Source organism: Ruegeria sp. CJ2 (genome assembly GCF_056536745.1).
In genome coordinates, this window is sequence record NZ_JBQFQF010000001.1 from 288,567 (window position 1) to 314,992 (window position 26,426).

Sequence of the window (26,426 nt, forward strand, 5' to 3'; positions counted from 1 at the left end):
GGCGCATAGGGACATGCGCCAGCTTTTTCACTTAGGCAGCTTTGGCTTCGGGATCGAAGCGGCCATAGAAGGTCTGGCCTTTGTCAGCCATCTCACGCAGCAGCGGTGGGCAAGCGAACCGCTCGCCATATTTGGCGGCCAGCTGGTCGCAACGCTCAGCGGCGTAAGGCGTGCCGATGATGTCAACCCAGCTGAGCGGGCCACCGGACCACGGCGCAAAGCCCCAGGCCAGGATCGCGCCCACGTCGGCCTCGCGGATGTCTTCCACCACGCCTTCTTCCAGCGCGCGGACGGCTTCCAGAACCTGCGCGAACATCAGACGTTCCTGAACCTCGATCAGGTCGGGCTGCTCATCGGCCAGCGGATATTTCTCCTGAAGACCTTTCCAATAGCCCAGACGCTTGCCCTTTTCGTCATAGTCGAAGAAGCCCGCGTTGGCCTTGCGACCCAGACGGCCCTGTTCTTCCATCCAGAAGATCAGATCATCTGCCGAGCTTTCGGGATAGGCATCGCCCATTGCCGCCTTGGTCGCGCGGGCAATCTTGGCGCCCAGATCAATCGAGGTCTCATCCGTCAGGTTGATCGGACCCACCGGGAAGCCCAGCTGACGGGCCGCGTTGTCGATCATAACGGCACTGACGCCTTCGGTGATCATCCGCGCGCCTTCGTTGACGTAAGGAATGATGCAGCGGTTGCAGTAGAAGAACCGCGCGTCATTGACCACGATCGGCGTCTTGCGGATCTGGCGCACATAGTCCAGCGCCTTGGCAACTGCGCGATCCCCGGTTTCCTTGCCCTTGATGATTTCGACCAGGAACATCTTCTCGACCGGCGAGAAGAAGTGGATGCCGATGAACTGCTCGGGCCGCACGCTGGCCTTGGCCAGATCGGTGATCGGCAGGGTCGAGGTGTTCGAGGCAAAGATGCAATCCTCGGGGATGATCGCCTCGACCTTCTTGGTCATCTCGGCCTTGACAGCGGTGTCTTCGAAGACGGCCTCGATGATCAGGTCACAGCCTTGCAGTTGCTCAAGCTCGGGGGTCGCGGTGATGCGGCCCAGCATGGCCTCTTTCTTTTCCGCCGTGACCTTGCCGCGCTTCATACCCTTGTCCAGATAGGCTTCGGTATAGGCTTTGCCCTTGTCGGCGGCGGCCTGATCGCGGTCGATCAGCACAACCTCCATCCCGGCCTGGGCCGAGACCAGAGCGATACCAGCCCCCATCATGCCCGCGCCCAGAACGCCGATCTTCTTGACCGACTGATCGGGGATGCCGGCAGGACGCACGGCCCCTTTGTCCAGCGCCTCTTTGTTGAGGAACAGCGAGCGGATCATCGCACCGGACGAGGGGTTCATCAGTACGGTGGTGAACCAGCGGGCCTCGATTTTCAGGGCGGTGTCGAAATCGACCAGCGCGCCTTCATAGACCGCGCTCAGCAGCGCTTTGGCCGCAGGGAACGCGCCTTGGGTCTTGCCATGCACCATCGCGGCGGCACCAACGAAGTTCGGGAACCCGGCCGGGCTGAACGGCGCGCCACCGGGCATCTTATAGCCCTTGGCATCCCACGGCTTGACCAGGTCGGCGTCTTTGGCGTTCAGAACCCATTCTTTCGCGGCGGCCATCGGGTCGGCTGCGATCTCGTCGATATAGCCTGCGCCCTTGGCTTTCTTGGCGTCCAGCATCTTGCCTTCCAGCAACAGCGGAGCCGCAGCAATCGCGCCCACTTTGCGGACCATCCGCGTGGTGCCGCCTGCGCCGGGGAAGATACCGATCATGATCTCGGGCAGGCCGTATTTGGCCTTGGGGTTCTCACCGGCAAAGATACGATGCGTTGACAGGGGCAGTTCCATGCCGATACCGGCGGCGGTGCCGGGCAGAACGGTGGCAATCGGCTTGCCGCCCTTCTTGGTCTTGGGGTCCATGCCTGCCAGCTCGATCTTGCGCAGCAGCTTATGCATGTTCATGGTGCCTTCAAACAGGCCCTTGGCCGGGTCGTCACCGGCCTGTTCCTTCATCACCGCCAGCAGGTTCAGGTCCATGCCACCGGCAAAAGAACCATCCTTGCCCGAGGTGATGATGATGCCTTTGACCTCATCATCGGCCAGAGCCTGATCAATGCAGTCATTTAGCTGCGACAACCCGTCAAAGGTCATCACATTCATTGATTTACCCGGAACATCCCAGGTGATGGTTGCGACGCCATCTGCGTCTTTGCTGAGCGTAAACTCGGTCATCCGTCGTCTCCAATCTGGTCAGCCGTTAGAGGGCTGCCGTCTTTACGGGTGAAGGAAAATCCGTTCTCGTCATCCTTCACCATCATGTCGATATCGCTGTAATAGCCGGTCTCGGTCGGGGTCCGTGTGCCCACCACCAGAAAGGTCGCGGGCGCATCGGTTTTATTCACAAGCTGGTGGCCGTTGGGCTCACCTGCGGGCCAGGCCGCACAGTCGCCGGGCTGCATCTCATGCTCACCATCATCGTCGATCAAGGTGCAGGTGCCGGTCAGCACAATGGCGAACTCGTCCTGCTCCATGTGGTAGTGACGCAACGAGGATTGCCCCGCCGGGTCCAACCGCACGATGTTGACCCCGTATTGGGTCAGACCGCCCGCATCGCCGAGGCGCTGAACGAAACGACCTGCGGTCGCCTCGGCCAGCTTTCCGGGATAGGCCGATCCTCCCTGAAACGGGATTTGCGTGAGATCCAGCTTGGGCATCAGACGCGCTCGATGATCGTGGCCGCACCCATGCCGGATGCTACACACAGGGTCGCCAGACCTGTCTCTTTGTCCTGACGCTCCAGCTCGTCCAGCAAGGTGCCGATGATGATCGCACCGGTGGCACCCAGCGGGTGGCCCATCGCGATCGAGCCGCCATTGACGTTGACCAGCTCAGGGTCCACATCAAACGCCTGTTGGAAGCGCAGCACGACCGAGGCAAAAGCTTCGTTCACTTCGAACAGGTCAAAGTCGGAAATCGCCATGCCGGTATCGGCCAGAATTTTCTCGGTCACGGGCACGGGGCCGGTGAGCATGATGGTCGGGTCTAGGCCGATCTTGGCGGTGCCTTTGATGCGCGCGCGCGGCTTGATACCGTGCTTTTCACCGAATTCCTTGTTGCCGATCAGAACAGCCGCAGCCCCATCCACGATGCCCGAGCTGTTGCCCGCGTGGTGGATGTGGTTAATCTTTTCCAGATGCGGGTATTTCAGCAATGCCACCTTGTCGAAACCGGGCATCTGCTCGCCCATCATCTGGAAGGCGGGGTTCAGGCTGCCCAGGCTCTGCATGTCGGTGCCCGGGCGCATGTATTCGTCGCGGTCCAGAATGGTCAGGCCGTTGCGGTCCTTGACCGAGATCACCGATTTCTCGAACCGGTTTTCTTCCCATGCCTGCGCTGCGCGACGCTGCGATTCCATCGCCAGTTGGTCGGCCTGATCTCGGGTAAAGCCGTATTCGGTCGCGATGATGTCCGAGGAAATCCCCTGCGGCACAAAATAGGTGTCCATCGCAACCGACGGATCAACGGCAATCGCCGCGCCGTCGCTGCCCATGGCCACGCGGCCCATCATCTCGACGCCGCCTGCGATGTAACCATCGCCAGCACCGCCCTTGACCTGGTTGGCGGCCAGGTTTACGGCCTCCATGCCCGAGGCACAGAAGCGGTTGATCGACAGGCCGGGGATACGCTCGTCCAGATCCGAGGCCAGAACGGACGTCCGGGCCAGACAGCCGCCTTGCTCCATGACTTGCGTTGCATTGCCCCAGATCACGTCCTCGACGGCGTGACCTTCCAGATTGTTGCGTTCTTTCAACGCGTTCAGGGCCACGGCGGACAGGCGCACCGAGGACACCTCGTGCAGGCTGCCATCCTTGCGGCCCTTGCCGCGCGGGGTGCGCAGGGCGTCATAGATATAAGCTTCGGTCATGGGTTGCTCTCCTTAAGCTCGAACCGGCGCTTTGCCGGGCATCAGGTCATAGGGGTTTTGCCAGCCCGGTTGTTCGGACAACCGGGTCAGCCATTTGTCGATATTGGGCCATTCGGCACGGTCAAAGCCGAAGGGTTCGGGGTAATAAAGATATCCGCAGCAACTAAAATCGGCGTTGGTCACGCCGTTGCCCACGATCCAGTCGCGGCCGTCCAGATGTGCGTCAAGAACTTGATAGGCCGCTTTCAGGCGGCCCTGATTAAATGCGATCACATCCGCATTGCGATGCTCTGCGGGTAGGAAATTCATCAGAAAACGGGTCATGCCAGCCATCGAGCTGAGCTTGTGGTTGTCCCACAGCACCCAGCGAAGAACTTCGTATTTTTCCTCTTGGGTGGTACCGCCGAACTTGCCGGTTTTTTCGGTAATATAGGCTTGGATCGCACCGGATTGGCTGGTGCGAAAATCACCATCTATCAAGACCGGAGCTTCACCCATCGCGTTGACGTTTTTGCGGTATTCGGGCATCCGTGTCTCGCCCTTGAAGAAATCGACCTCGACCGGCTCCCAGTCCAAACCTGCCATTTCAAGGGCCAGTGCAGCCTTGTATGAATTTCCGCTTACACCGAAGCAATAAAGTTTAATGGTCATGGTCGCGCCCCTCCCGTGACGTTTGGTCGACTGTGATTCATGCGTATCTTTAGCAAGAAGAACCCGTCATTCATGAATGACGTTGCGGTCTATTGCGGAAGTTTCTTCTTGTTGAAAATACGCGGCATATCGGGTTCCGTTTGCTTTTGGTTCAACGCTTGCGCGCCTCGAGCTCGGAGTTGAAAACACGCAGCCGGTGGGTCAGGTTGTCCTGATCTATGACGCTGTTGAAGTTTTCAAAAAGGAATGACAGCGCTTCGCCTTCGTCCAGACCAGCTTCGCGGGCGAACCCCTTCAGCATGCGGTATCCGTCTTCGGTCATCGCGACCGGAAACCGGCGGGTTAAACGAAATCGTTTTGGCATGTCTTTCCCTCCCGAGGAACTGGTTCCGAGGTTTCCCCCGGAACCAGATAAGGATCAGAAGCTTGCCGCCTCAAGCGCCATGACAGTGTCCGCGCCGGTCTGGATCCGCGACAGGTGCAGACCCGTAGCGGGCAGGCGACGCGCCATGTAGAACTGGCCGGTGGCAATCTTCGTCTCGTAGAACTCGGTATCCGAGGTCCCACCGTCAAGGGCTGCATAGGCCGCTTTTGCCATTTGCGCCCACATCAGACCCAGGCAGACATGACCGAACATGTGCATGAAGTCGTTCGACCCGGCCAGCGCGTGGTTGGGGTTCTTGGCACCGTTCTGCATGAAATACATGCCTGCTGCCTGCAGATCCTTGGACGCCGCCTTGAGCGGTTCGATGAACGCCTTGTCGAAGGCTTCGTTCTGGCCGCCGTTTTCCTTGCAGAAATTCTTGACGATTTCGAAGAAGGCCATCACGTGCTTGCCGCCATCGGTGGCCAGCTTACGACCCACAAGATCCAGCGCCTGAACGCCGTTGGCGCCTTCGTAGATCATGGCGATCCGGGCGTCGCGGGTGTATTGCGACATGCCCCATTCCTCGATGTAACCGTGGCCGCCGTAAACCTGCTGGGCCTTGACGGTCATGTCATAGCCTTCGTCGGTCAGGAAGCCTTTGATGACCGGTGTCAGCAGCGAGATCAGGCCGTCCGCGTCCTTGTCTTCCTGGCGGTGCGCCTGGTCGATCAGTGTGGCCCCCCACAGGATGAACGCGCGTGCGCCTTCGGTAAAGCTTTTCTGATCCATCAGGCTGCGGCGGATATCGGGGTGAACGATCAGCGGATCGGCCGGGCCGTCGGGGTTTTTCGCGCCGGTCACGTCGCGCCCTTGCAGGCGGTCCTTGGCGTATTCGACGGCGTTTTGATACGCGGCCTCGGCCTGTGCCAGACCTTGCATCCCCACGCCCAGACGCGCTTCGTTCATCATGGTGAACATGGCGCGCATACCTTTGTGCAGGTCGCCCAGCAGGAAGCCTGTCGCCTCGTCATAGTTCATCACACAGGTCGAGTTGCCGTGGATACCCATTTTCTCTTCGATCTTGCCGACCGAGACGCCGTTGCGCTCGCCCAGCGAGCCGTCTTCGTTGACCATGAACTTGGGCACGATGAACAGCGAAACGCCCTTGATACCCTCGGGGCCGCCGGGAATTTTGGCCAGAACCAGATGGATGATGTTGTCGGCCATGTCGTGATCACCAGCCGAGATAAAGATCTTCTGACCCGACACTTTATAGCTGCCGTCGTCCTGCGGCTCGGCCTTGGTGCGCATCAGGCCCAGATCGGTGCCGCAATGCGGTTCGGTCAGGTTCATGGTGCCGGTCCATTCACAGCTAACCATGTTGGGCAGGTACTTGGCCTTCTGCTCGTCCGTACCATGCGCCAGGATCGCCGATGCCGCACCGTGGGTCAGGCCCTGATACATGGTGAAGGCTTGGTTCGAGGATTGGAAGAATTCGCCAACGGCACTGCCGATGACATAGGGCATGTTCTGGCCGCCGAATTCTTCGGGCATGTCCAGGCCGGTCCAGCCGCCTTCTTTCATCTGCTCGAAACCGTCTTTGAAGCCGGTCGGCGTGTAAACGATACCGTTCTCAAGGCGGCAGCCTTCGGTGTCGCCAACGACGTTCAGCGGATGCAGGACGTTCGCTGCGATCTTACCGGCTTCTTTCAGCACGGCGCCGGTGAATTCGGCTTCCAGTTCGTTGTATCCGGGGATGTCTGATCCCGATACGTTCAGCACTTCGTGCAAGATGAACTGCATGTCTTTGGTGGGCGCGTTGTAGACGGGCATTTGAAGCTCCCTTTAATATTCAGATGTCCGGGTGATAGGGGACCGCCAGAGTTACTCGGCGGCGTTTTTCTCGTTTTTCATCGAGGCGATGACTTTCTCGCCCCAGCGCAACTGCTCTTTCATTTCGCTGATCGCCTGGTCCAGTTCGTCCCGGCGGGATTCCAGATCCACCAGACGTTCGCGCGCGATTTCAAGCGTGCGGGTCATCTGGGTCATCTGCTGATCGCCGACATGGTAGAGGTCCAGCAGTTGCCGAATTTCTTCCAGGCTGAAGCCAAAGCGTTTCCCGCGAAGGATAAGCTTCAGGCGTGCCCGATCGCGTTTGGTGAACAGGCGTTTCTGCCCCTCACGGATCGGAAACAAAAGTTCTTTTGCCTCATAGAAGCGCAATGTGCGTGGGGTGACGTCATAGGTCTCGCACATTTCACGAATGGTCATCAGATCTTCGGTCATGGGTTCAGCACTCTTGTCACTGGCGTTTTCAATAGTCAGTTGCGCAGTCGATGCGCGTCTTACAACACGGAGTTGCCGTTTACGTAATGCAAACGCTACGTCACAAAATGGTTGACGTAACATCCATTCACGTCAAGCCCCTGAGGGCCGAGATAAAACGAACGTGACGTCACAATCCCTTGTGAATGCAGTTTTTCTGACTTGTGGTCGCAGAGCGCCGGGATCCGACAATGCTGATCGTTGCCGGTCACTTAGGGTGACAATGTAAGTAGGGAAGCGGCGCAGAACGTGCCGCCCTTTGGTTATTCCAGCGATTTGGCGGTTTGGTCGCGCATGCTCTTCAACGCGTCGATCGCCTCGTCCAACTGCTGTCGCTGCTTGTTCAGCTCGATCAACTGCTGATCGGCCACTTCAACGAAGGTTTTCATCTGGGCCTGATTTCCCTGATCTTCGTAGATCAGCAACCATTGGCGAATGTCTTCCAGAGGAAATCCGTATTTCCGCCCCCGCATGATCAGCGTCATGCGGGCACATTCCCGAGGGCCGTAGAATCGCGATCTGCCTTCCCGTTCGGGCTGCAGCAACTCGATATATTCATAGTAGCGCAGGGTGCGCGGAGTCACATCGAACTCGGCGCACATCTCTTTGAACGACAAACGGTCGTCGGACATTCCTGATCTCCTCTGGGTCAACCTATTGCCTGCTGCAAGCAAGCGCAACAGGCAGGCTTGCTCTTTTGCCTGCCCCTCGCTCATAAAGGGAGAAACCAAGAGGACACAAGTACATGGTCGACAAAGCATCAATTGCGCGCCAGTTCATCGAGGCGATTCCGCATGCCAAGGCCCTGGGCATGCATCTGACCAGAATTGGCAATGGCGAGGCCGAAATCACCATGCCCTACAGCAAGCAACTGGTCGGCGATCCCCGGACTGGGGTGATCCATGGTGGTGCGGTTTCGGCTGCGCTTGATACCTGTTGCGGGGCCGCCGTCATGAGCCACCCGGCAGCCCCGGGGGGCACAGCCACAATCGACCTGCGGATCGACTACATGCGCGCCGCGACGCCGGGGCAAAGTATCAAGACCCATGCGACCTGCTATCATATCACCCGCAACGTCGCCTTTGTCAGGGCGACTGCCATGGACGACAATCAGGACCTGCCCGTGGCGACAGCCTCCGGGTCATTCACCGTGGAGGGGTTGTAATGGCGCGGACACGGCCTGAGCCCATGCAAGTCGTGAAGCAACGACGCGACGCGGCGCTGAATGCCATTGTTGATGGTGTGCCCTATATACGGTTCCTCAATATCGGATTTGACCGGCGCGGGGACGAGCTGACTGGCGTGCTGAACTTCGAAGACAAGCTGATTGGAAACCCTTTTCTTCCGGCCTTGCACGGCGGGGTTACGGCGGCATTTCTGGAAGTTACGGCTGTGATCACCTTGAGTTGGGAGTTTTTCTTTCCCCGCATCGAAAGCGGTGAACTGGATGCGAGTGACATCTTCAAGGATGACTCCGTGCGTTTCCCCAAAACCGTGGATTTCACCGTTGATTACTTGCGGTCGGGCTTGCCACGCGATGCATATGCCCGCGCCTTCGTCAGCCGTTCGGGGCGGCGATATGCCTCTGTTCGGGTTGAGGCGTGGCAGGACAATCACGCGCGCCCCTATGCACAGGCCACAGGGCACTTTCTGATGCCTCAGCCACCGACATCTAAAGAGTAACTTCCGTGCAGGATGCTTCGGCACCCATAACGCATAAGCGGGTGCTGAAGATCGCAGTGCCCATCGTGTTGTCGAATGCCACGGTTCCCATTTTGGGGGCCGTGGATACCGGTGTTGTCGGACAAATGGGTCAGGCCGCGCCGATTGGGGCTGTCGGAATGGGCGCCGTTATCCTGTCCACGATATATTGGATCTTTGGGTTCCTGCGTATGGGAACCACTGGTTTGGCAGCACAGGCGCGCGGGGCAAGGGACACAGCCGAGACCGGTGCGCTTTTGACGCGGGGGCTGCTTCTGGGCGGTGCGGCGGGGCTGTTTTTTATCCTGACACAATTCTGGGTGTTATGGGGCGCGTTTGCCCTGTCGCCAGCCAGTCCCGAAGTCGAGGCGTTGACGCGCGACTATATGGAAATTCGCATTTGGGGGGCACCGGCGACCATTGCGCTCTATGCGGTGACCGGCTGGTTGATCGCGATCGAGCGGACCAGAGGGGTGTTCCTCCTTCAGGTCTGGATGAACGGCTTGAATATCGTGTTGGATCTTTGGTTTGTGCTGGGCCTTGACTGGGGTGTCGAAGGTGTCGCGATTGCCACATTGATCGCGGAATGGACTGGTCTGGCGCTGGGCCTCTGGCTGTGTCGCAGCGCGTTTGGTGGCAATCAGTGGCGCGACTGGCCGCGCATATTTGATCCTGCCCGTCTGCGCCGCATGATGCTGGTGAACCGCGATATCATGATCCGCTCGGTTCTTTTGACAGGTTCGTTCACGACCTTTCTGTTTGTCGGGTCGGATTTGGGCGACGTCAATCTCGCCGCCAATCAGGTCTTGCTGCAATTCCTTGAAATCACGGCGTTTGCCTTGGACGGGTTCGCTTTCTCGGCCGAGGCGCTTGTTGGCGGTGCTGTTGGTGCCAGGGATCGGTATCAGGTGCGGCGGGCCTCTGTCATGGCATCGCAATGGGGCGTGGGCGGAGCCTGTGTGCTCGGGGCTGCGTTTTTCTTGGCGGGGCCTATGCTGATCGACGTGATGTCCACCTCGCCCGATGTACGCGTCGCCGCACGAGAATATCTGGTCTGGGCAGCATTGGCCCCCGTGATCGGCGTGGCAAGCTGGATGTTTGACGGTATCTACATTGGCGCGACGTGGACCCGAGCCATGCGGCAGGCGATGATCCAGTCCGTGGCGATCTATGTTGTGGCGCTGTTTGTCCTTGTCCCATTGCTGGGCAATCACGGATTATGGGCAGCGTTGATGGTGCTGAACATTGCCCGGGGCGTCACCTTGGGATGGCGTTACCGCAGACTGGAAGCCCAGATAACCTAGAGCAAGGTCAGCAGATTTTCAGGAGGCCGCCCAATGGCCGCCTTGCCGCCTGAAATCGCCAAAGGGCGCTCGATCAGGATCGGATTGGCGGCCATCGCTGCAATCAAATCATCCTCGGGCGTTGTCTTGGACAGGCCCAGTTCCTTGAAACGCTTTTCGCCGGTCCGCATCATTTCGATGGCAGGAATGCTCAAACGCTGTAGCGCGGCGCGAATGTCTTCTGCCGAAGGTGCATCGTCCAGATACTTGCGGATTTCAACCTTTGCGCCGTTTTCCTCCAGCAGAGCAAGCCCGGCTCGGGACTTGGAACAGCGCGGGTTGTGCCAATATTCGATCACAGCCAATCCTCTCGTTTGCTGCCGACGGCCTGCGCAACAGTTTCAAACCCATCGCGCGCCAATAGCTTGTCCAGCCCCTGTGCGATGTCAGAGGCAAGGGAAATGCCGCCGAATACCATGGCTGTATAGACTTGAACGGCCGATGCCCCGGCACAAATCTTGGCATAAGCCTGCTCTGCCGAGCTGATGCCGCCGACACCGATCAACGGAACCTGCCCGTCTGTCAACTGGCTCAACTGTGCGAGAACGCGGGTGGATTTTTCAAACAGCGGCGCGCCGGAAAGACCACCTGCTTCGGACTTGTGAAGGCTGCTCAGACCATCGCGCGACAGTGTCGTATTGGTGGCGATTACGGCGTCGACACCCGTCTCGCGCGCAACGTCCGCGATATCCTGAAGCTCGTCCTCGGTCAGGTCCGGGGCAATCTTCAGGAAAATCGGCAAAGGACGCGCCAGAGCGTCGCGCGTTTCGATCACGCCGCTCAACAGGGCACTCAGCGCAGCTTTACCCTGCAAGTCCCTGAGTTTTTCAGTGTTGGGAGACGACACATTCACCGTGGCAAAATCCAGATGCGGGGCGCAATGGCCCAGTACCTTGGCAAAATCACCCGGTCGGTCATCGCTGTCCTTGTTCGCACCAAGGTTCAGGCCGATCACGGCGTCCTTGGGACGCTGCGCCAGACGGCGTGCCATGACCTCCATGCCTTCGTTGTTAAAGCCAAATCGGTTGATGGCGGCCCTGTCTTCGGTCAGGCGAAACAGGCGTGGTTTCGGATTGCCGGGTTGGGGGCGCGGCGTGACTGCGCCGACCTCAATGAACCCGAACCCTGCACGAGACAGCGGGGTCAGGACCTCTCCGTTCTTGTCGAACCCGGCGGCCAATCCGACCGGGTTCGGAAGATCAAGCCCTGCAACCGTCGTACGCAGCCGAGGCGACGTAATCGGTCCCGGTGCCGGGGCCAGCCCAGCTTTCAAGGCTTTGATCGACAGCCCATGGGCTGCTTCTGGGTCCATCCGGTGCAAGGCGGCAAGGCCAATTTTCTCGGTCAGTTTCATCCGAACGACTCTCCGCCCTGAACCGGAGCGCAACGGATCAGGCGAGAGGTTTCAACCGCTGCCTGACGATGCACAACCGCCATTTGATAGGTTGGGTCCGTGACCATCTCAAGGAAGGCATGCGCAGTAGGGTAACGGGCAATAAACATGGCATCCCAGCTTTCGTCATCGGGGCCGATCAGGGTTGTCTGGAACGCGCCGCGCCACAGTATGGATGCCCCCAAACGGGCGATAATCGGCGCGGTTTCGGTTCCGTAATTCCGATAGGCCTGCGCGCCGGTCAAGTCAGCCTCCGCCAGATCGTGATCGACGGGATATTGGGCCTTGGCCCGGAATTTTACCAGATTCAGCATCTCGATCGGATGGTCGCGGTCTAGCGCTTTGAACGCCTCGAATTGCGCGCGCTCGGGGTCGATATAGGCTGTCATTCCATCTCCTCGGGGAATTGGTGCGCGGTTCCGTCAAACGGCAAGGGACGTGACCAGACAACATCCGTCATGCGGATTTTGCGATAAAGGTGTGGGAACAATGCGCCACCCCGCGACACCTCCCATTTCAGGTTATCGCCCATCGCGTCCGCGTCGCAGGCCAGCAGGGTCAGCCCGGTGACACCCGCAAAGTGTTTGGCCGCGGTTTCAGCGGCCTGCGTCGCGGTCGAGAAATGAACATACCCATCCGAAACGTCAATCGGGGCGCCATTGGATTCACCGTTGGCCTGCAGCGTGGCCCATTCATCGGCCCGGAAAATCTTGTAAATCAGCATGGGGTCGTGATGCCCCGCGCGACGGGTAGAATCAAGATGGATTTCCCCCTTTGACTCTTCGAGCAGCAGAGCGCACCATCACGCCCAATAACAACAGGGAGTTTCAATATGTTGACCCGTTTCCTGGCTTCGGCCGCCGTTTTGGGCCTGACCGCAGGCATGGCGCTGGCCGAATACAAGCTGACGATTCTGCACACTAACGACATTCACAGCCGCATCGAGTCCATCAATAAATATGATTCAACGTGCGATACCGAAGATGAAGCTGAAGGCAAATGCTTTGGCGGCGTTGCGCGCTTGAAAACGATCGTGGACGCCCGTCGCGATGCGTTGAGCGGCGAGAATTACCTTTTGCTGGATGCTGGTGACCCTTTCCAGGGCTCGCTGTTCTATACGACCTACAAGGGCGCAGCCGAAGCCGAGTTCATGGAAGCAATCGGCTATGATGTCATGGCCGTTGGAAACCACGAATTCGACGACGGCCCCGAAGGTCTGGCCGCGTTTATTGACGTTGTCAGCTTTCCCGTTATCTCGGGGAACCTGGACCTGTCGTCTTCGGCGGAACTGAAAGATCGCGTTGATGGGCATGTTGTCCTCGAGCTGGGCGGCCAGAAAATCGGGATCGTTTCGGCTCTGGCGACGGACACGGTGGAAACCTCAAGCCCCGGCAAGGACGTCGTATTTCAGGACGAGATCGAAAGCCTGACCGCTGATGTCGAAGCGCTGAAGGCCGAGGGTGTGAATATCGTCATCGCCCTGACCCATGTGGGTTTGGCCAAGGATATCGAGATTGCCGAGAAAGTTCCGGGGCTGGATCTAGTCGTGGGCGGGCACTCGCATACGCTTTTGTCCAATACGCAAGAGGGCGCGGCGGGGTCTTACCCCGTGATGGTCGGCGACGTTCCGGTCGTTCAGGCCTATGCCTATTCCAAGTATCTGGGCGAGATCACGCTGACCTTTGACGATGACGGAAACCTTGTATCGGCAGAAGGTGAGCCAATCCTGCTGGATGCCTCGGTTACTCCGGACCCCGATATCGCCGCGCGTGTGGCCGAGATGGGTGCCCCGATCGAGGAAATGAAACAGCGCGTGGTTGCCAGCTCTGCTGATGCGATCGAAGGAAACCGCGATGTTTGCCGCGTTCAGGAATGTCAGATGGGCAACCTCGTTGCGGACGCGATGTTGGCGCGGGTCGCGGATCAGGGCGCTCAGATCGCGATTGCCAATTCGGGTGGTCTGCGGGCCTCAATCGACTCGGGCGATGTGACCATGGGCGAAGTGCTGACGGTTCTGCCGTTCCAGAACACGCTTTCGACCTTTGAGATCAGCGGTCAGGGCGTGATCGACGCGCTGGAAAACGGCGTAAGCCAAGTCGAAGAGGTGAAGGGCCGCTTCCCACAGGTGGCGGGCATGACCTTCACATGGGATCCGTCTGTTGCACCGAATGAAGGCCGTATCACCGAAGTCATGGTGGCCGACGGCGACGGCTTTACGCCGATTGATCCCGCCGCGACCTATTTGGTTGTCACGAACAACTACGTCCGCAATGGCGGAGACGGGTACAGCATGTTCGAAGGTGACGACAAGAACGCCTACGATTTTGGCCCGGATCTGGCCGATGTGACAGCGGAATACCTTGCAGAAAACGCGCCTTACACGCCGTATCTGGATGGTCGCATCAAGCAGAAGTAACGCGACTTAGAGAACAAAGATCAGGCCGCATCAGTCGATGCGGCCTTTTTTATTTCGGATCCGTTAGCTGAAATCGTATTCCGGCCAAAGCTCTGCGTCGAACCCTTGCAGCATCGGTTGAAGATGCTCTGAAACGTCGCGCCAACCGCCTATGGACTTGGTCGAGATTTTCTTGCGCACCTGGTCGATGCTGGCCGTTCTGACCTGTTTGGTGTTCTTTTCCGGATGCATCATGGTTTCGGACCATTTGATATCACAGAATTCGGCAACCTGCTGGCTGTAGGTCTTGGGATCAGCGACCAGCTTTTCGTAAGGAACTGTCAGTATTCTATCGCCGAACACAGCGTTCCAATGCGTCATATAGCGACGGTACAGGTTTGCAGTGTGGGCAATTGCCTCAAGGTTTGAGGCATAGCGCATCCCGCCAGCGGGGAATCTTCTGATCCATTTGGACAGACCAACATCCCTTGGGTCGCGCAACATGTTGATGACTTTGGCGTTGGGGAAGGCCGACAGCAGGAAGCCCGCACGCTGAAAGTTGTGCGGCATCTTGTCGACAAACGCGACTGAATCGTCAGGGATCGGGGGCATCAACTGGCGGAATTCCCGCGCAAGCTCCTCCGCGTCTCGTTCACCGAACCGTTTGCCTGTCTTCAAGTGTGCTTGGGACAGGTCACCGGCAATCGTAAGCTCTCCGCACCCCGCAATTTCGGGATCAGAGCTTAGCATCATTTCCATCAAGGTGGTGCCGGAACGGGGTTGGCCCAGAACAAATACGGGTTTGGGAGATTCAGAAAGGTCAGCCACGACGGGATCGACCCCAATTGGGAACAGGTCCGTGATCTGCGTCAGCTTTTCTTCTTCTGCCTGGAAATCATACGGGTTTGCTTCGTGCTGGACTGCATTGGCCCGCGCAAATTGAGGAAGCGCGGCGCCCAGCCCCTCAGTCTTTGAGATCAGTTCGGCCTTGGCGAATTCCAACTCAGAAAGTTCGTGTTCCTGGGCTTTGCGGGCCGATTCAACCGCTTGCATCAGGTCTGGTGCAGTTTCCGCGTTCGCCATAGTCGAGAGCTGGAACAGCGTCGCCACGTGCCCGGGTTCTTCGGTCAGAATCTGCTGCATAATGGCCTTAGACCCTGCCTTGTCCCCGCTCTGATGCAGGTTAACGGCCATCTGGAAGGCAATATTGTGGTTGTCAGGCTCAAGCGCATAGGCCCGGGCAATATCCCGCGCGCTGTCCTCGACAAAGGCGATGCGCCCATAGGCCCGCGCGCGGGCTGACAAATGGCCGGCGTTATCCGGGTCAGAGGCCAGCTTTCTGGTGGTATAGTCGATGATCAGACGCCAGTTGCTGCCCTTTTGCTGGATTTCGTCGATGACGCGGGTCAGTTCCTTGTTGTTCGGGAACTTCTCGAGCTTTTGTTCGGCAAATTCCAGCGCCTTGGGAATTTGACCGGTTTGCATCAGCGCGTTGGCAAGGTTTTCGACGAATTGCGGATCGTCTGGTTTCATCCGTGAGGCTTCGACGAAATGGGGTATCGACTTTCGATACTGCTTCATCTCGGTCAGGACAAAGCCGGAAATGGCGTGAAAGTCCGTGTCCTTGGGAAATTTCTTGAGACCAAGCTGTGCTTTTTTCAATGCCTGCTGCAGCTTGCCCGTTTCCAGCGCCGACAGCGCCTTACTTTTCAGGGAACTCGCTGTTTGATTTTGCATATGACCCCGTGAGAACCTGTGCCTGTAGGAAATACTGTTGATGGTTCATTACTCATGTGCGGACGGTTTGCAATAACTCTTCCCAACGACGCAATGGCGCAGCTTTTTGCGGCCCGGCCTGCCAATACGTTGCCAGAAGTGCCCAATTTCAATGTTTGCCCGACAAATCAGGTGCATGTGGTGCGGGCCGGAGAAAACGGCCGCACGCTGGACCCGCTGCGATGGGGGTTTCTGCCGCATTGGTACAAGACGGAAACCGCCGGTCCCTTGCTGATCAACGCGCGGGCCGAAACGCTGGCCGAGAAACCTGCCTTTCGTGCGGCCTGCCGTGAACGACGCTGCCTGATCGTGGCCACCGGGTTTTATGAATGGACCAAGACGGATCAAGGTGACCGACTGCCTTGGTACATACAGCGTAACGATGGCGCGCCCATAGCCTTTGCCGGTGTCTGGCAGAACTGGGGGGCAGACGGTGCGCGGCAAGGGACATGCGCAATTGTCACAACCCCTGCCAACAAACACCTGAGCGCGATCCACCACCGCATGCCCCTGATCCTTGAGCAAGACGCCTGGCCTTTGTGGTTGGGCGAAGCCGGCAAGGGGGCCGCGCGATTGATGCAGCCAGGTGCCGAGGATGTTCTGAGCTTTCACCGGGTGGATCCGGCGGTGAATTCCAACCGGGCCTCCGGCCCCGACCTGATCGAGGCAGTTGATGCGTGATCGCTGTTCTTTTCAAACCGGGCAGGGCAGGTTAGACCGCTGACATGGTTCTGAAATTCTCCAATCTGCCCGAGCTTTATGCGCATGGTTTCGATGCCGTGATTGACGTGCGCAGCCCGGCGGAATTTGCCGAGGATCATTTGCCCGGCGCGATGAACCTGCCGGTGCTGGACAATGAAGAACGTGCACGCGTCGGGACGATATATGTGCAGCAAAGCCCCTTTCTGGCGCGAAAGCTGGGCGCGGCGCTAGTGTTTCGGAATGCGGCAAACCACATCGAACATAGCCTGTCCCACCACGAAGGAGGGTGGAAGCCCTTGGTCTATTGCTGGCGCGGAGGGCAAAGGTCAGGGTCGTTCACCTGGATGTTGCAGCAAATCGGCTGGCGCGCCGAGGTCGTCGAAGGCGGCTATCGCACCTATCGCAGGTTGGTGAACCGTTACCTGTACGATGACCCGTTGCCCCACCGCTTGATTGCGCTGGACGGGTACACGGGCACTGCAAAGACCGAATTGCTGGCCAAGCTCGGCGCGTGTGGCGTTCAGGTGCTCGATCTAGAAGGGCTGGCAAATCACCGGGGGTCCTTGCTGGGTGAAATGCCCGGAGGACAGCCCAGCCAGAAGGCCTTCGAATCCGCGCTGGCAGCCCGTCTGTGCCTGCTGGATCCCGCCCGTCCGGTCGTGGTGGAAGCGGAGTCTTCGAAAATAGGGTCGTTGATCTTGCCCCCAACCATCTGGTCCGCGCTTCGAAGCGCGCCCCGTATTCAGATTACCGCCGCGATTGAAGCACGCTCGGCCTATCTGGTGTCGGCCTATGACGACGTGTTGTCAGACGGTGACAGGTTGCGGGATCGGCTGTCTCCGCTCCGGTCTCACCGGGGTCACGATATTGTGGATGGGTGGCTGTCCTTGATCGACGCAGGGGACAAGAAGGGCCTGACCCGCGCCTTGATGGAACAGCACTATGATCCGGCTTATGCCAAGTCCAGCCGGGCGCGCACAGCGCCGGTCATCGCCAATGTCGATGTCCTCAGGTTAGACGACGCGAGCTTGGACAGCGCGGCGGCACAGATCCAACAGGTTTTGGATCAGCTTTGAAGGCGCAGACCGGGTGTGTCCGCCATTTGGCCGATGACAACTGCGGGATATCCCGCCTCGCGCAGCGCCGTACAGGTTTGGTGCGCGTGATCAGGGGAAACGGCAGCCAATAAGCCTCCGGCCGTTTGCGGGTCAAACAACAGGTCGATCTTGCCGCCGGAGGGCAACTCGGGCGCCAGCGCGCGATTGTCATTGAACAGCGTGGATCTGACACCGTCTTCGCTCAGTTCAAGTGCGCCGGGCATGATCGGTATGACGTCGGTGTCCAGGGTTGCGCCGCAGTCTGACGCTTCGCAGATACCCAGAAGGTGCCCTGCAAGGCCAAACCCGGTTACGTCTGTCATGGCATGGGCGTCGGTCAGAATGCGCGAGGCTACATCCTGCGGTTGGACCATCTGTTGAAATGCCTTGGTGACCCACGCCCCGTCTGCCGCACCAGCCATTTCAGCGGCCATCAGGATACCGCTGCCCAATGGTTTGGTCAGGATCAGGGCATCACCCGGGCGCGCACCGGCCAGTGTGATCGGGTCGCGCTCACACAGGCCGGTCAGGGTGAAACCGATGGTCAATTCGTCCCCCATGGAACTGTGACCGCCGACGATTTCGGCACCGGCTGCTCGGATCACGTCGTTGGCTGTCGTCATAACCTCGACCATCGTGCGATGCTGCAAGTCCGGGGACATCCGTGGCAAAATGATCGTCGCCGTTGCTGCCTGCGGTGCCGCCCCCATCCCCCAGATATCGCCAAGCGCGTGCACGGCGGCAATCCGTGTCATCAGAACCGGGTCGAGTGTGAATCCGCGCAGGTGATCCGATGTCATGACCTGCCGTGCGTTTCCAATTTGCAGAAGGGCGGCGTCGTCATTGGGCAGCGGCGTCACATCCGTGCGGTCGGGTTTGGGCAGTGTGCGCAGCGCATCCCGCAACGCATCCCGCCCGATCTTGGCACCGCATCCCCCGCACATTGGCTTGTCACCGACCGCGCTTTCCAACCCAGCGGCGTGGGCGCGGGGCAACGCAGGCTGCGCCATCTGAGGCAGGTGACGAAATTTGTTCATAAATGTCTGGTCGATGTGGTCCTTCCATTTCCACATCAACCCACCACTGAACGAGGTGCCGAGGCGTTCGGCCAACGCGGATTTTCCGCCCAGAGACACAAGTTTCAGGTAGTCCTTTTGCGGAACATAGCGGCGCAGTTTTCCAGCGCCAAGAGCTGCGCGCAAGTTGTTGAAAAGAATGGGGGCTTCTCTGACCGCATAGACGCCCGCCTTGGGTCTTGGGCTTTCGGTCAGATGCGCGCAATCCCCGGCAGCAAAAACAGCCGGGTCACTGGATTGAAGGTGCCCGTCGACCTGAATAAAGCCGTCCTGCAAATCCAGCCCCGTCTGGCCGACCCACTCATGGGCGCGGGCTCCGGCGGCACCGGTTACGAATGTTGCCGGAATCTGACGCCCGCCCTCAAGCAGCACATGATCGTTTGTAATCCGGGTGATGGTTGCGCCTTCGACGACGTCAATGCCGAGCCCTGCCATCGAGCGCCTTATCGTCGATGCGGCCTTGTCCTGCGTTGCGGTCAGGGCTTGGGCATTGTCAATCAAAGTAACCTGCGCGGGTCGGTTTCTGGACTTCAGGGCATGGGCCATGGCCATGACCAGCTCGACGCCCGCGATACCGCCGCCAATAACGACCACCGCAGCAGGGCCGCTTTGGTCAACATAAGCGCCCCATTTTGCGGCAAACGGCCCCAGCGGTTTGGCGGGTATTGCGTGTTCCGCAAAGCCCTCAAGCCGCGGCATGTCCGAGGTGATACCCACGTTGACTGAAGCCACGTCAAACGCGATCGGAGGGCGTCCGGGCACATGCACATGCCGGTCCTTCAGGTCGATCCCGTCCACAGCCCCCAGAACGATGCGCGCCCCTGCGAACCGCGCCAGTTTGACCAGATCAATGTTCAGGGCGTGCCGGTCATAGTGCCCGGCGACAAACCCCGGCAGCATGCCCGAATACGGCGCGGTCGGGCCGGGGTTGATCACCGTAACCCGCGCCCCCGGCAGCGGGTCCATCCCCCATTTCCGCAGTAGCAGGGCGTGGGTGTGACCGCCGCCAATGAGAACCAGATCGCGGGTCAGAGGCAGCGGAGGTGTATTCATATCGTTAATTCGCCGTATGGTCCGGTACGTCCTCAACCTGTTCGACGGCGTGGGTGGCCCAAAGCTCATCCTCGCCCGCGTCTGGCAGGTTCTCGGGTTTTTCATGGCGGTGAATGTGCCACTTTGCAATGAACAGGGCCGTGATTGGCGCTGTCAGGAACAAAAAAAGGGTGATCAGCAACTCATGCAGGGACAGATTGTGCTCGATCAGAACGGAATGGATGATCGAGGCCACAAGCACGCCGCCAACCCCCAGAGTTGTCGCTTTGGTTGGCGCGTGAAGGCGCGACATCGGGTCTTTCAGCTTGATCATCCCATATGAGCCCACGAACCCGAAAATCCCCGAGATGACCAGAAAGAAGGCGATCAGAAGTTCGAAGATGAATGCCATACCGCCCTCACTCGATAATGTTGCCGCGCAGCATGAAACGCGCGTAAGCCACGGTTGAGACGAACCCCAGCATGGCAATGATCATGGCGGATTCGAAAAAGATTTCGGTCCCCAGGGACAGGCCATACAGGATCAGAAGGGCGATGGTATTGATCACCATCGTATCCAGCGCCAGCACACGGGTGCCGACGCCGTCTGCAGTAATGATCCGCCACAGACACATCATGATGGCAGTCCCGAAACACGCAAAAGCAAACCAGATGGCATAGTCGATCATTCGAAAATCTCCTTGAGCCGGCGTTCATAGCGCTGCTTGATTTGGTCGCGCACTGCCTCGGGGTCAGGGGCGTCCAGGCAATGAACCAAAAGGCAGTGACCTTGCGCTGACAGATCGCTGCTGACCGTGCCCGGCGTCATTGTAATGGTCCCGGCCAGAACGGTGATGGCCTCGGGCGTGCGCAGCTCCAGCGGAATGCTGATCCAATTGGGTTGGCGGTCTGCATCACGCTTGAACAGGATGATCCGGGCGACAGTGACATTGGCCACGACGATATCCCAGAGCACGACCAGAATGTATTCCACCACCATGGGCCAGTTTCGCAGTTTCGGTCGATCGGGCCAGTAGGGTTGTGTGACGAACGGGATGATGATCCCCAAAATCAGGCCGAACACCAACGAGTTCAGCGAAGGCTTGTTCGCCAGCAGAACCCACACAACCGTCAACAGAAATGTCAGATGGGGGTGTGGAAATATCCGGTGCAGGAGTCTCATCATTCTTCGTCTCCCAATACGGCTGAGATATAGTCTTCCGGGGTAAACAACTGCTCGGCGGTGCGGCTGGCGTATTGCAGTGCAGGTCCCGCGAACAGGGTCAGTAGGACAAGGCCAAGAACAAGCGTAAAGACCGCAGTAAAGGCAAGACCCGGCTGCGGTTCTGGCGCCGGTACAGCGTCAACACCATCTTCGCCTTCTTGGTCCGTTTCCGGGTTGTGTTGCGCGTCGTGACTCTTCCAAAAGATCAGCGACCCGGCCCGCGCCAGCCCGACTATCGTGACGAATGAGCCAATCAGGATCACCGCCCAGATCGCGTTTGCGTCGCTTGCATCGCGCGCGGCGTCCAGAACCAACAATTTGCCGACAAAACCGGACAGAGGCGGCATCCCCGCCAATGCGATGGCCCCGACAAAGAACAGGGCCGAAATCAATCCGCTTTGGGGCATCGGGCGCGTGGGGGCAATCGCTCCGCCGCGACGTTCCATTACCAGATCAGCCACCAGGAACAGCAGGGCGGTCGCGAGGGTCGAATGGTAGATATAGTACAGCGCCGCAGTCGTGGCGGTTTCTGTGAACAGCGAAACGGCAATCAGCAGCGTTCCCATCGACGCGATGGCGCAAAAGGCCACCATCCGCGCGACATGCTGCGCGCCAAGTATGCCGATCGTGCCCACTGCCAGCGTTACCAGAGCAGCCGGTTGCAGCCACGCGCCCACCAGTCCTTGCGTCGCTTCGACCTCGGGGCCGAAACCCAGGGTGTACATCCGCAGGATCGAATAGGCCCCGACCTTGGTCATGATGGCAAACAGTGCTGCGACAGGCAGCGGGGCGTTCGCGTAACTGGCGGGCAGCCAGAAATGCAGGGGCAGCACTGCGGCTTTGATACAGAACACCAACAGCAACAGCACCGCGCCGACCCGCAACAGGGCCGTGTCCTCGGCCGGGAGTTCGGCCACGCGCACCGCCATGTCTGCCATGTTCAGCGTGCCGGTCACGGCATAAAGCGTTCCCAGTGCGAACAGGAACAGGGTCGAGCCCAGCAAGTTATAAGCGACGTATTGCACACCTGCTTTCAGTCGCACCGCACCGCCGCCATGGGTCATCAGACCGTAGGAGGCGATCAGCAGAACCTCGAAGAAAACAAACAGGTTAAAGGCGTCGCCGGTCAGGAAGGCACCGCATACGCCCATCAGTTGAAAGTGGAACAGGGCGTGGAAATGCTTGCCCCGGTCGTCCCAGCCCGACGCGATGGCATATAGCACAATCGGCAGTGCCAAAAGTGCAGTCAGCAGGACCATCATGGCGGACAGCCGGTCCAGTACCAGAACAATACCGAACGGCGCAGGCCAGTTGCCCAGCTCATAGACCTGAATGTCGCCTCCCGCCGCCTGTGCGGTAATCGTCAGGGCTATCCCCAGCAGACCAACCACCCCGGCAACCGAGAAGATGCGTTGCAGGTCCAGATGGTACCGCAGGACCATGATAATAAACGGGGCCAGGACCGCAGGAAGGACGACCGGCGCAACGATCCAATGGTTCATGCATCTTCTCCCGGCGCATCCACGCTGTCCTGCGCGGTCATGTCGATATGGTCATCCCTGGACGACAGATACGCCGACAATGAGATCATGACGATCACCGCCGTCATCCCGAACGAGATCACAATGGCCGTCAGCACCAGCGCCTGTGGCAGTGGGTCAGTATAGGGCACGTCTTCGTATTTGTTCAAAACGGCAGGTGCGTTCAGTGCCAGCCGCCCGGTGGCAAACAGGAAGACGTTCACGGCGTAGGTCAGCAAGGACAGACCCAGAATGACCGGAAAGGTTCTGCGGCGCAGGATAAGGAAAATCCCGGCGGCCGTCATGATGCCAACGGCCGAGGCGACAAGCGCTTCCATCAGGCTTGCTCCTTTTCTTGTTCTTCTTCCGGCGGATTATCCCGCAGCGGGTTGATATCCATCGGGAATTCCTGCGCCATGCCGGGCTGCCAGGCAAACCGTGACAGACTGTCCAAAGCCAGCATGACAGCGCCCAGAACCGCCAGGAAAACGCCTGTGTCGAACAGCATTGCCGTTGCCCATTCGAACTCTTCCAACGGGGGCCAGTGCAAATAGCCGAAGTCGCTGGTCAGGAAGGGACGTTCGTTGAACCACGCACCCAGACCGGTCGCAGCAGCGATCAGGACACCCCAGCCGATTGTGCCGTGATAATAGAACCGCTGCCGTTCAATGGCCCACGTATAGCCGCTGGCCATGTATTGCATCAGATAGGCAATGGCGACGATCAGACCAGCGATAAAGCCGCCTCCGGGCTGATTGTGGCCACGGAAGAAGATATAGGCCCCCACCATCAGCGCAATTGGCATCATCATGCGCGTCACGACCACCATCATGAGAGGGTGTGAATCACCCGATTGCGGCCAGTGCGGTTTGCGGTTCAGCAGATAGCTGCGCACATTCGTTCCCAGCACGGATTCTGTCAGGGCAAAAATGATCAGTGCCGCAATCCCCAGCACGATGATCTCGCCAAAGGTATCAAAACCCCGGAAATCGACCAGGATCACGTTGACGACATTGGTGCCTCCGCCGCCTTTGTACGAATTGGCAAGGTGGAACTCGGAAATGGTTGGAAACGCAAAGTCCCGCAGCATGAGCGCATAGATCAATGCGCCCGAGCCAAGCCCAGCGACAACCGAAATGGCCGCGTCCCGCCATCGCCGGGTTGCGGTGCTGTCCCAAGGCGTATCCGTCGGCAGAAAGTTCAGTGACAGCAGCAGAAGGATCATGGTCACCACCTCAACCGAGATCTGCGTCAGGGCCAGATCGGGGGCCGAGAGGTAGTTGAACGCCATTGAAACAATCAGCCCGACGACTCCGATCAGGACCAGCGACAGCAACCGATTGCGGTGGAACCACATAATCGCCAGCGTCGCACCCACCAGACAGATCCAACCGATAAACGGAATGATTGGCGCGGGCAGGGCCTCGCGCGTAGCGGCCCCCAGCGTCCCGGTCGAATAGGCGTAGTACCCCAGTCCGAGCGTGAAGGCGATCAGGATGATGGCGTAACGGCTAATGACACCATTATGCAGCGCGTCTGTGACCCACCTGCTGAGACCCGTGAATGCGCCAATGACACTGTCAAAGATCGCTTTGGCCTCGGGGCGGGGAAGGGCGTTCCAAAGCTGCTCGCCCCGGCGGTGGAGGGCCAGCAGGAACAGACCGCCCAGCGTAGCGACAACGGACATGTAAAGCGCAGGCGTAAAGCCGTGCCACAGCTTCAGCGAGTAGTAGGGGAGTTTCTCGCCGCCAATCACCGCACTGGAGACGACGGCGACCAGAGGCCCTACTATGGCCGCGGAATACAAGCCAATCAGCACAACAAGCACCACAAGGAAAGCCGGGGCCAGCCAAAGCCCAACCGGAGGATCATGTGGATGGGCGGGGTAATCGCTCCGCTGTGGGCCAAGAAACACATGGCTGACGAAACGGAATGAATAAGCAGCCGAGAACAGCGCCGCCAGCAAAGCCAGACCCGGCACCAGATAGTGTGAATTCAACCACGTCGTGTGAACGGTTTCTTCCAGCATCATCTCCTTGGACAAAAAGCCGTTCAGGGGTGGCAGCCCTGCCATTGACAGTGCTGCAATCGTTCCGATGGTGAAGGTTATCGGCATCAACTGACGCAGACCGCCCAGCCGCTTGATATCGCGGGTTCCGGTCTCATGATCGACAATGCCTGCGGTCATAAACAGGGCGGCCTTGAAGGTCGCGTGGTTGATGATGTGGAAAACGGCGGCCACGGCTGCGAACTTGGTGCCAAAGCCCAGCAACATCGTGACCAATCCCAAGTGTGACACCGTGGAAAACGCCAACAACGCCTTCAGGTCATCTTTGAACAGCGCGATGCAGGCACCGATCAACATTGTGACCAACCCTGTTGTCGCAACGATATAGAACCACGCATCGGTTCCGGCCAGAACCGGCCACATCCGCGCCATCAGGAAAAGCCCGGCTTTCACCATCGTGGCAGAGTGCAGGTAGGCTGAAACGGGCGTTGGCGCAGCCATCGCATGCGGCAACCAGAAGTGAAACGGGAATTGGGCCGACTTGGTGAAACACCCCAGCAGGATCAGGATCAAGGCAGGCAGATAGTATGGCGACGACTGGATCAGCTCTTTGTTCTGAAGAATGACGCTCAGGTCGTAAGAGCCGACGATATTACCCAGGATCAGCATTCCCGCAATCATGGCAAGCCCGCCTGATCCCGTGACAGCCAGCGCCATTCGCGCCCCTTGGCGGCCTTCGGGGAGGTGTTTCCAGTAGCCGATCAGCAAGAATGAACTCAGCGACGTAAGTTCCCAGAAAATAAGCAGAAGAAGGATATTGTCAGACAGAACAATGCCGACCATCGCGCCCTGGAACAGCAGCAGGTAGGTATAGAACTGCCCCATCGGATCTTCGCGTGACAGGTAAAACCGGGCGTAGAGTATGATCAGCAACCCGATCCCCAGGATCAGCAGGGCAAAGAGAAACCCCAAACCGTCCAGCATGAAATTGGCGTTCAGCCCAAGACCGGGGATCCAATCGAACCGAGCGGTCACGACATCACCCCGCATGACCGTCGGGATATGGATGAGCAAACCCATCAGGGCCAGAAAGGTGGTTAGCCCCGCGGCGGATGCAGCTGCGTTTCGTCCTGCCCTGATAAGAAGGGCTGGAAACACAGCGCCGAGAAAGGGAAGGGCCGCGATGAGGAATAGGGACAAGTGCGATACTCCGGTCTGGGCGGTCAAAATTGGTACTGATTTTGTAAGGAAATTTTTCCGGCTGTCCAGCTATTGCAAGTTTTGCACTTCGTCCTACCCCTGCATTCAAGGCGAAGTTTTCGTTTGAAAATGACATGATCTTGATTGCAGCACTGAATTTTGGCGCGGATTAGAAACAGGGACTGTGATAAACCCGTCTTGCCGGTTGAGGAGAATGCGACGTGGCAGGTCAGACAGATAGAACACGCAGATGGGTCATGCTTGGCGCGGTCGGCATCGTGGCAACAGGGTTCGCGATCCGCGAATACCGGCTGATCCCTCCGGTTTACGCGGGTGGGCAGCTTGGGGTCCGGGATGCGCACCAGCAGGCTGTTTCTGGTGAGATATTGTTGCTGGATATCCGCACGCCTCGAGAATGGGCGGCGACAGGCGTCGGAGAAGGTGCGGCACCGCTGGACATGCGCCGGGAGGATTTTGTCGACGCGTTGGATCAATTGACAAACGGCGACCGGACCGCGGCAATCGCCTTGATTTGCGCGCGTGGCGTCCGCTCGGCCCGGCTGAGCAATCGTCTGAGCGAGGCCGGGTTTGTGAACATTATCGACGTTCCCGAAGGTATGCTCGGGTCTGCTGCGGGTCCGGGATGGGTGCGTTCGGGGCTGCCTGTACGCGAGTATGAAAAGGAATAG

27 protein-coding genes are annotated in these 26,426 nt (G+C 58.8%); 7 read left to right on the forward strand and 20 right to left on the reverse strand.

The genetic code is table 11. The features are described 5' to 3' along the window. Positions 1-31 precede the first annotated feature (31 nt). From ACR0MS_RS01425 to ACR0MS_RS01460, 8 genes are all read right to left on the reverse strand, one after another. Positions 32-2,233, reverse strand: coding sequence for a 3-hydroxyacyl-CoA dehydrogenase NAD-binding domain-containing protein (locus ACR0MS_RS01425; RefSeq protein ID WP_480568132.1), 2,202 nt, complete (start codon positions 2,231-2,233; stop codon positions 32-34). Then, complete coding sequence (locus ACR0MS_RS01430; protein ID WP_480568134.1) at positions 2,230-2,715, reverse strand: cupin domain-containing protein; 486 nt, start codon at positions 2,713-2,715, stop codon at positions 2,230-2,232. The genes ACR0MS_RS01425 and ACR0MS_RS01430 overlap by 4 nt, the downstream gene beginning before the upstream one ends. After that, positions 2,715-3,926 (reverse strand): acetyl-CoA C-acetyltransferase, encoded by a 1,212-nt coding sequence (locus ACR0MS_RS01435; RefSeq protein ID WP_480568136.1) that lies wholly within the window; start codon positions 3,924-3,926, stop codon positions 2,715-2,717. The genes ACR0MS_RS01430 and ACR0MS_RS01435 overlap by 1 nt, the downstream gene beginning before the upstream one ends. A 12-nt stretch (positions 3,927-3,938) precedes the next feature. Further along, positions 3,939-4,577: a glutathione S-transferase family protein gene (locus ACR0MS_RS01440; RefSeq protein WP_480568138.1), complete on the reverse strand. Its 639-nt coding sequence runs from the start codon at positions 4,575-4,577 to the stop codon at positions 3,939-3,941. Between the two features lie 151 nt (positions 4,578-4,728). Further along, positions 4,729-4,941, reverse strand: coding sequence for a hypothetical protein (locus tag ACR0MS_RS01445; RefSeq protein ID WP_480568140.1), 213 nt, complete (start codon positions 4,939-4,941; stop codon positions 4,729-4,731). A 54-nt stretch (positions 4,942-4,995) separates the two neighbouring features. Beyond that, positions 4,996-6,777, reverse strand: coding sequence for an acyl-CoA dehydrogenase C-terminal domain-containing protein (locus ACR0MS_RS01450; protein ID WP_480568142.1), 1,782 nt, complete (start codon positions 6,775-6,777; stop codon positions 4,996-4,998). Positions 6,778-6,828: 51 nt separating this feature from the next. Further along, on the reverse strand, positions 6,829-7,230 hold the full coding sequence (locus ACR0MS_RS01455) for a MerR family transcriptional regulator (RefSeq protein WP_171125445.1): 402 nt from the start codon (positions 7,228-7,230) through the stop codon (positions 6,829-6,831). Positions 7,231-7,532: 302 nt separating this feature from the next. After that, positions 7,533-7,901 carry a MerR family transcriptional regulator gene (locus ACR0MS_RS01460; RefSeq protein ID WP_480568144.1) on the reverse strand — a complete coding sequence of 123 codons (369 nt, stop codon included), beginning with the start codon at positions 7,899-7,901 and terminating at the stop codon, positions 7,533-7,535. A gap of 113 nt (positions 7,902-8,014) precedes the next feature. On the opposite strand from ACR0MS_RS01460, the gene ACR0MS_RS01465 reads away from it, so the two are divergent. The 3 genes from ACR0MS_RS01465 to ACR0MS_RS01475 are packed head-to-tail and all read left to right on the forward strand — an operon-like array spanning position 8,015 to position 10,274. Beyond that, positions 8,015-8,434: a PaaI family thioesterase gene (locus tag ACR0MS_RS01465; protein WP_480568146.1), complete on the forward strand. Its 420-nt coding sequence runs from the start codon at positions 8,015-8,017 to the stop codon at positions 8,432-8,434. Then, positions 8,434-8,952 (forward strand): PaaI family thioesterase, encoded by a 519-nt coding sequence (locus ACR0MS_RS01470; RefSeq protein WP_480568148.1) that lies wholly within the window; start codon positions 8,434-8,436, stop codon positions 8,950-8,952. The genes ACR0MS_RS01465 and ACR0MS_RS01470 overlap by 1 nt, the downstream gene beginning before the upstream one ends. A 5-nt stretch (positions 8,953-8,957) precedes the next feature. Further along, positions 8,958-10,274: an MATE family efflux transporter gene (locus tag ACR0MS_RS01475; protein ID WP_480568150.1), complete on the forward strand. Its 1,317-nt coding sequence runs from the start codon at positions 8,958-8,960 to the stop codon at positions 10,272-10,274. Here the strand turns inward: ACR0MS_RS01475 and arsC are convergent. Genes arsC through ACR0MS_RS01495 form a run of 4 tightly spaced genes read right to left on the reverse strand, consistent with a single transcriptional unit; the run spans position 10,271 to position 12,430 of the window. Beyond that, on the reverse strand, positions 10,271-10,612 hold the full coding sequence (gene arsC, locus ACR0MS_RS01480; RefSeq protein WP_480568152.1) for an arsenate reductase (glutaredoxin): 342 nt from the start codon (positions 10,610-10,612) through the stop codon (positions 10,271-10,273). The genes ACR0MS_RS01475 and arsC overlap by 4 nt on opposite strands. Then, positions 10,609-11,667 carry a quinone-dependent dihydroorotate dehydrogenase gene (locus ACR0MS_RS01485; RefSeq protein WP_480568154.1) on the reverse strand — a complete coding sequence of 353 codons (1,059 nt, stop codon included), beginning with the start codon at positions 11,665-11,667 and terminating at the stop codon, positions 10,609-10,611. The genes arsC and ACR0MS_RS01485 overlap by 4 nt, the downstream gene beginning before the upstream one ends. Beyond that, entirely contained in the window at positions 11,664-12,095 is a 432-nt protein-coding gene (locus ACR0MS_RS01490) for a DUF1330 domain-containing protein (RefSeq protein ID WP_480568156.1), read from the reverse strand. Before ACR0MS_RS01490 ends, ACR0MS_RS01485 begins: the two co-directional genes overlap by 4 nt. Then, positions 12,092-12,430 (reverse strand): DUF952 domain-containing protein, encoded by a 339-nt coding sequence (locus ACR0MS_RS01495; RefSeq protein ID WP_480568160.1) that lies wholly within the window; start codon positions 12,428-12,430, stop codon positions 12,092-12,094. The genes ACR0MS_RS01490 and ACR0MS_RS01495 overlap by 4 nt, the downstream gene beginning before the upstream one ends. Before the next feature lie 108 nt (positions 12,431-12,538). Here ACR0MS_RS01495 and ACR0MS_RS01500 point away from each other — a divergent pair, with 108 nt between their 5' ends. Beyond that, positions 12,539-14,122: a bifunctional metallophosphatase/5'-nucleotidase gene (locus tag ACR0MS_RS01500; RefSeq protein ID WP_480568163.1), complete on the forward strand. Its 1,584-nt coding sequence runs from the start codon at positions 12,539-12,541 to the stop codon at positions 14,120-14,122. Between the two features lie 63 nt (positions 14,123-14,185). Here ACR0MS_RS01500 and ACR0MS_RS01505 read toward each other — a convergent pair whose 3' ends face one another. Beyond that, positions 14,186-15,838, reverse strand: coding sequence for a tetratricopeptide repeat-containing sulfotransferase family protein (locus ACR0MS_RS01505; RefSeq protein ID WP_480568166.1), 1,653 nt, complete (start codon positions 15,836-15,838; stop codon positions 14,186-14,188). Positions 15,839-15,892: 54 nt separating this feature from the next. Between ACR0MS_RS01505 and ACR0MS_RS01510 the strand changes: the two genes are divergently transcribed. Together ACR0MS_RS01510 and mnmH are read left to right on the forward strand one after the other, a co-directional pair. Then, positions 15,893-16,558: an SOS response-associated peptidase gene (locus tag ACR0MS_RS01510; RefSeq protein WP_480568169.1), complete on the forward strand. Its 666-nt coding sequence runs from the start codon at positions 15,893-15,895 to the stop codon at positions 16,556-16,558. Between the two features lie 44 nt (positions 16,559-16,602). Then, a complete protein-coding gene (gene mnmH / locus ACR0MS_RS01515; protein ID WP_480568172.1) occupies positions 16,603-17,655 on the forward strand; it encodes a tRNA 2-selenouridine(34) synthase MnmH in 1,053 nt (350 codons plus the stop codon). Here mnmH and selD read toward each other — a convergent pair. From selD to ACR0MS_RS01550, 7 genes are read right to left on the reverse strand one after another with little or no spacing between them, the layout of a single operon-like run. After that, entirely contained in the window at positions 17,646-19,805 is a 2,160-nt protein-coding gene (selD, locus tag ACR0MS_RS01520) for a selenide, water dikinase SelD (RefSeq protein WP_480568175.1), read from the reverse strand. The genes mnmH and selD overlap by 10 nt on opposite strands. A 4-nt stretch (positions 19,806-19,809) precedes the next feature. Further along, positions 19,810-20,196, reverse strand: a complete 387-nt coding sequence (locus tag ACR0MS_RS01525; protein ID WP_480568178.1) for a Na+/H+ antiporter subunit G — start codon at positions 20,194-20,196, stop codon at positions 19,810-19,812. 7 nt (positions 20,197-20,203) lie between these two features. Then, positions 20,204-20,473, reverse strand: a complete 270-nt coding sequence (locus ACR0MS_RS01530; RefSeq protein WP_171122015.1) for a K+/H+ antiporter subunit F — start codon at positions 20,471-20,473, stop codon at positions 20,204-20,206. After that, on the reverse strand, positions 20,470-20,967 hold the full coding sequence (locus tag ACR0MS_RS01535; RefSeq protein ID WP_480568595.1) for a Na+/H+ antiporter subunit E: 498 nt from the start codon (positions 20,965-20,967) through the stop codon (positions 20,470-20,472). Before ACR0MS_RS01535 ends, ACR0MS_RS01530 begins: the two co-directional genes overlap by 4 nt. Then, on the reverse strand, positions 20,967-22,511 hold the full coding sequence (locus tag ACR0MS_RS01540) for a monovalent cation/H+ antiporter subunit D (RefSeq protein WP_480568181.1): 1,545 nt from the start codon (positions 22,509-22,511) through the stop codon (positions 20,967-20,969). The genes ACR0MS_RS01535 and ACR0MS_RS01540 overlap by 1 nt, the downstream gene beginning before the upstream one ends. Beyond that, positions 22,508-22,867: a Na+/H+ antiporter subunit C gene (locus ACR0MS_RS01545; RefSeq protein WP_171122017.1), complete on the reverse strand. Its 360-nt coding sequence runs from the start codon at positions 22,865-22,867 to the stop codon at positions 22,508-22,510. The genes ACR0MS_RS01540 and ACR0MS_RS01545 overlap by 4 nt, the downstream gene beginning before the upstream one ends. Continuing rightward, positions 22,867-25,737: a monovalent cation/H+ antiporter subunit A gene (locus ACR0MS_RS01550; RefSeq protein WP_480568184.1), complete on the reverse strand. Its 2,871-nt coding sequence runs from the start codon at positions 25,735-25,737 to the stop codon at positions 22,867-22,869. Before ACR0MS_RS01550 ends, ACR0MS_RS01545 begins: the two co-directional genes overlap by 1 nt. A 257-nt stretch (positions 25,738-25,994) precedes the next feature. On the opposite strand from ACR0MS_RS01550, the gene ACR0MS_RS01555 reads away from it, so the two are divergent. Continuing rightward, positions 25,995-26,426: a rhodanese-like domain-containing protein gene (locus ACR0MS_RS01555; protein ID WP_480568598.1), complete on the forward strand. Its 432-nt coding sequence runs from the start codon at positions 25,995-25,997 to the stop codon at positions 26,424-26,426.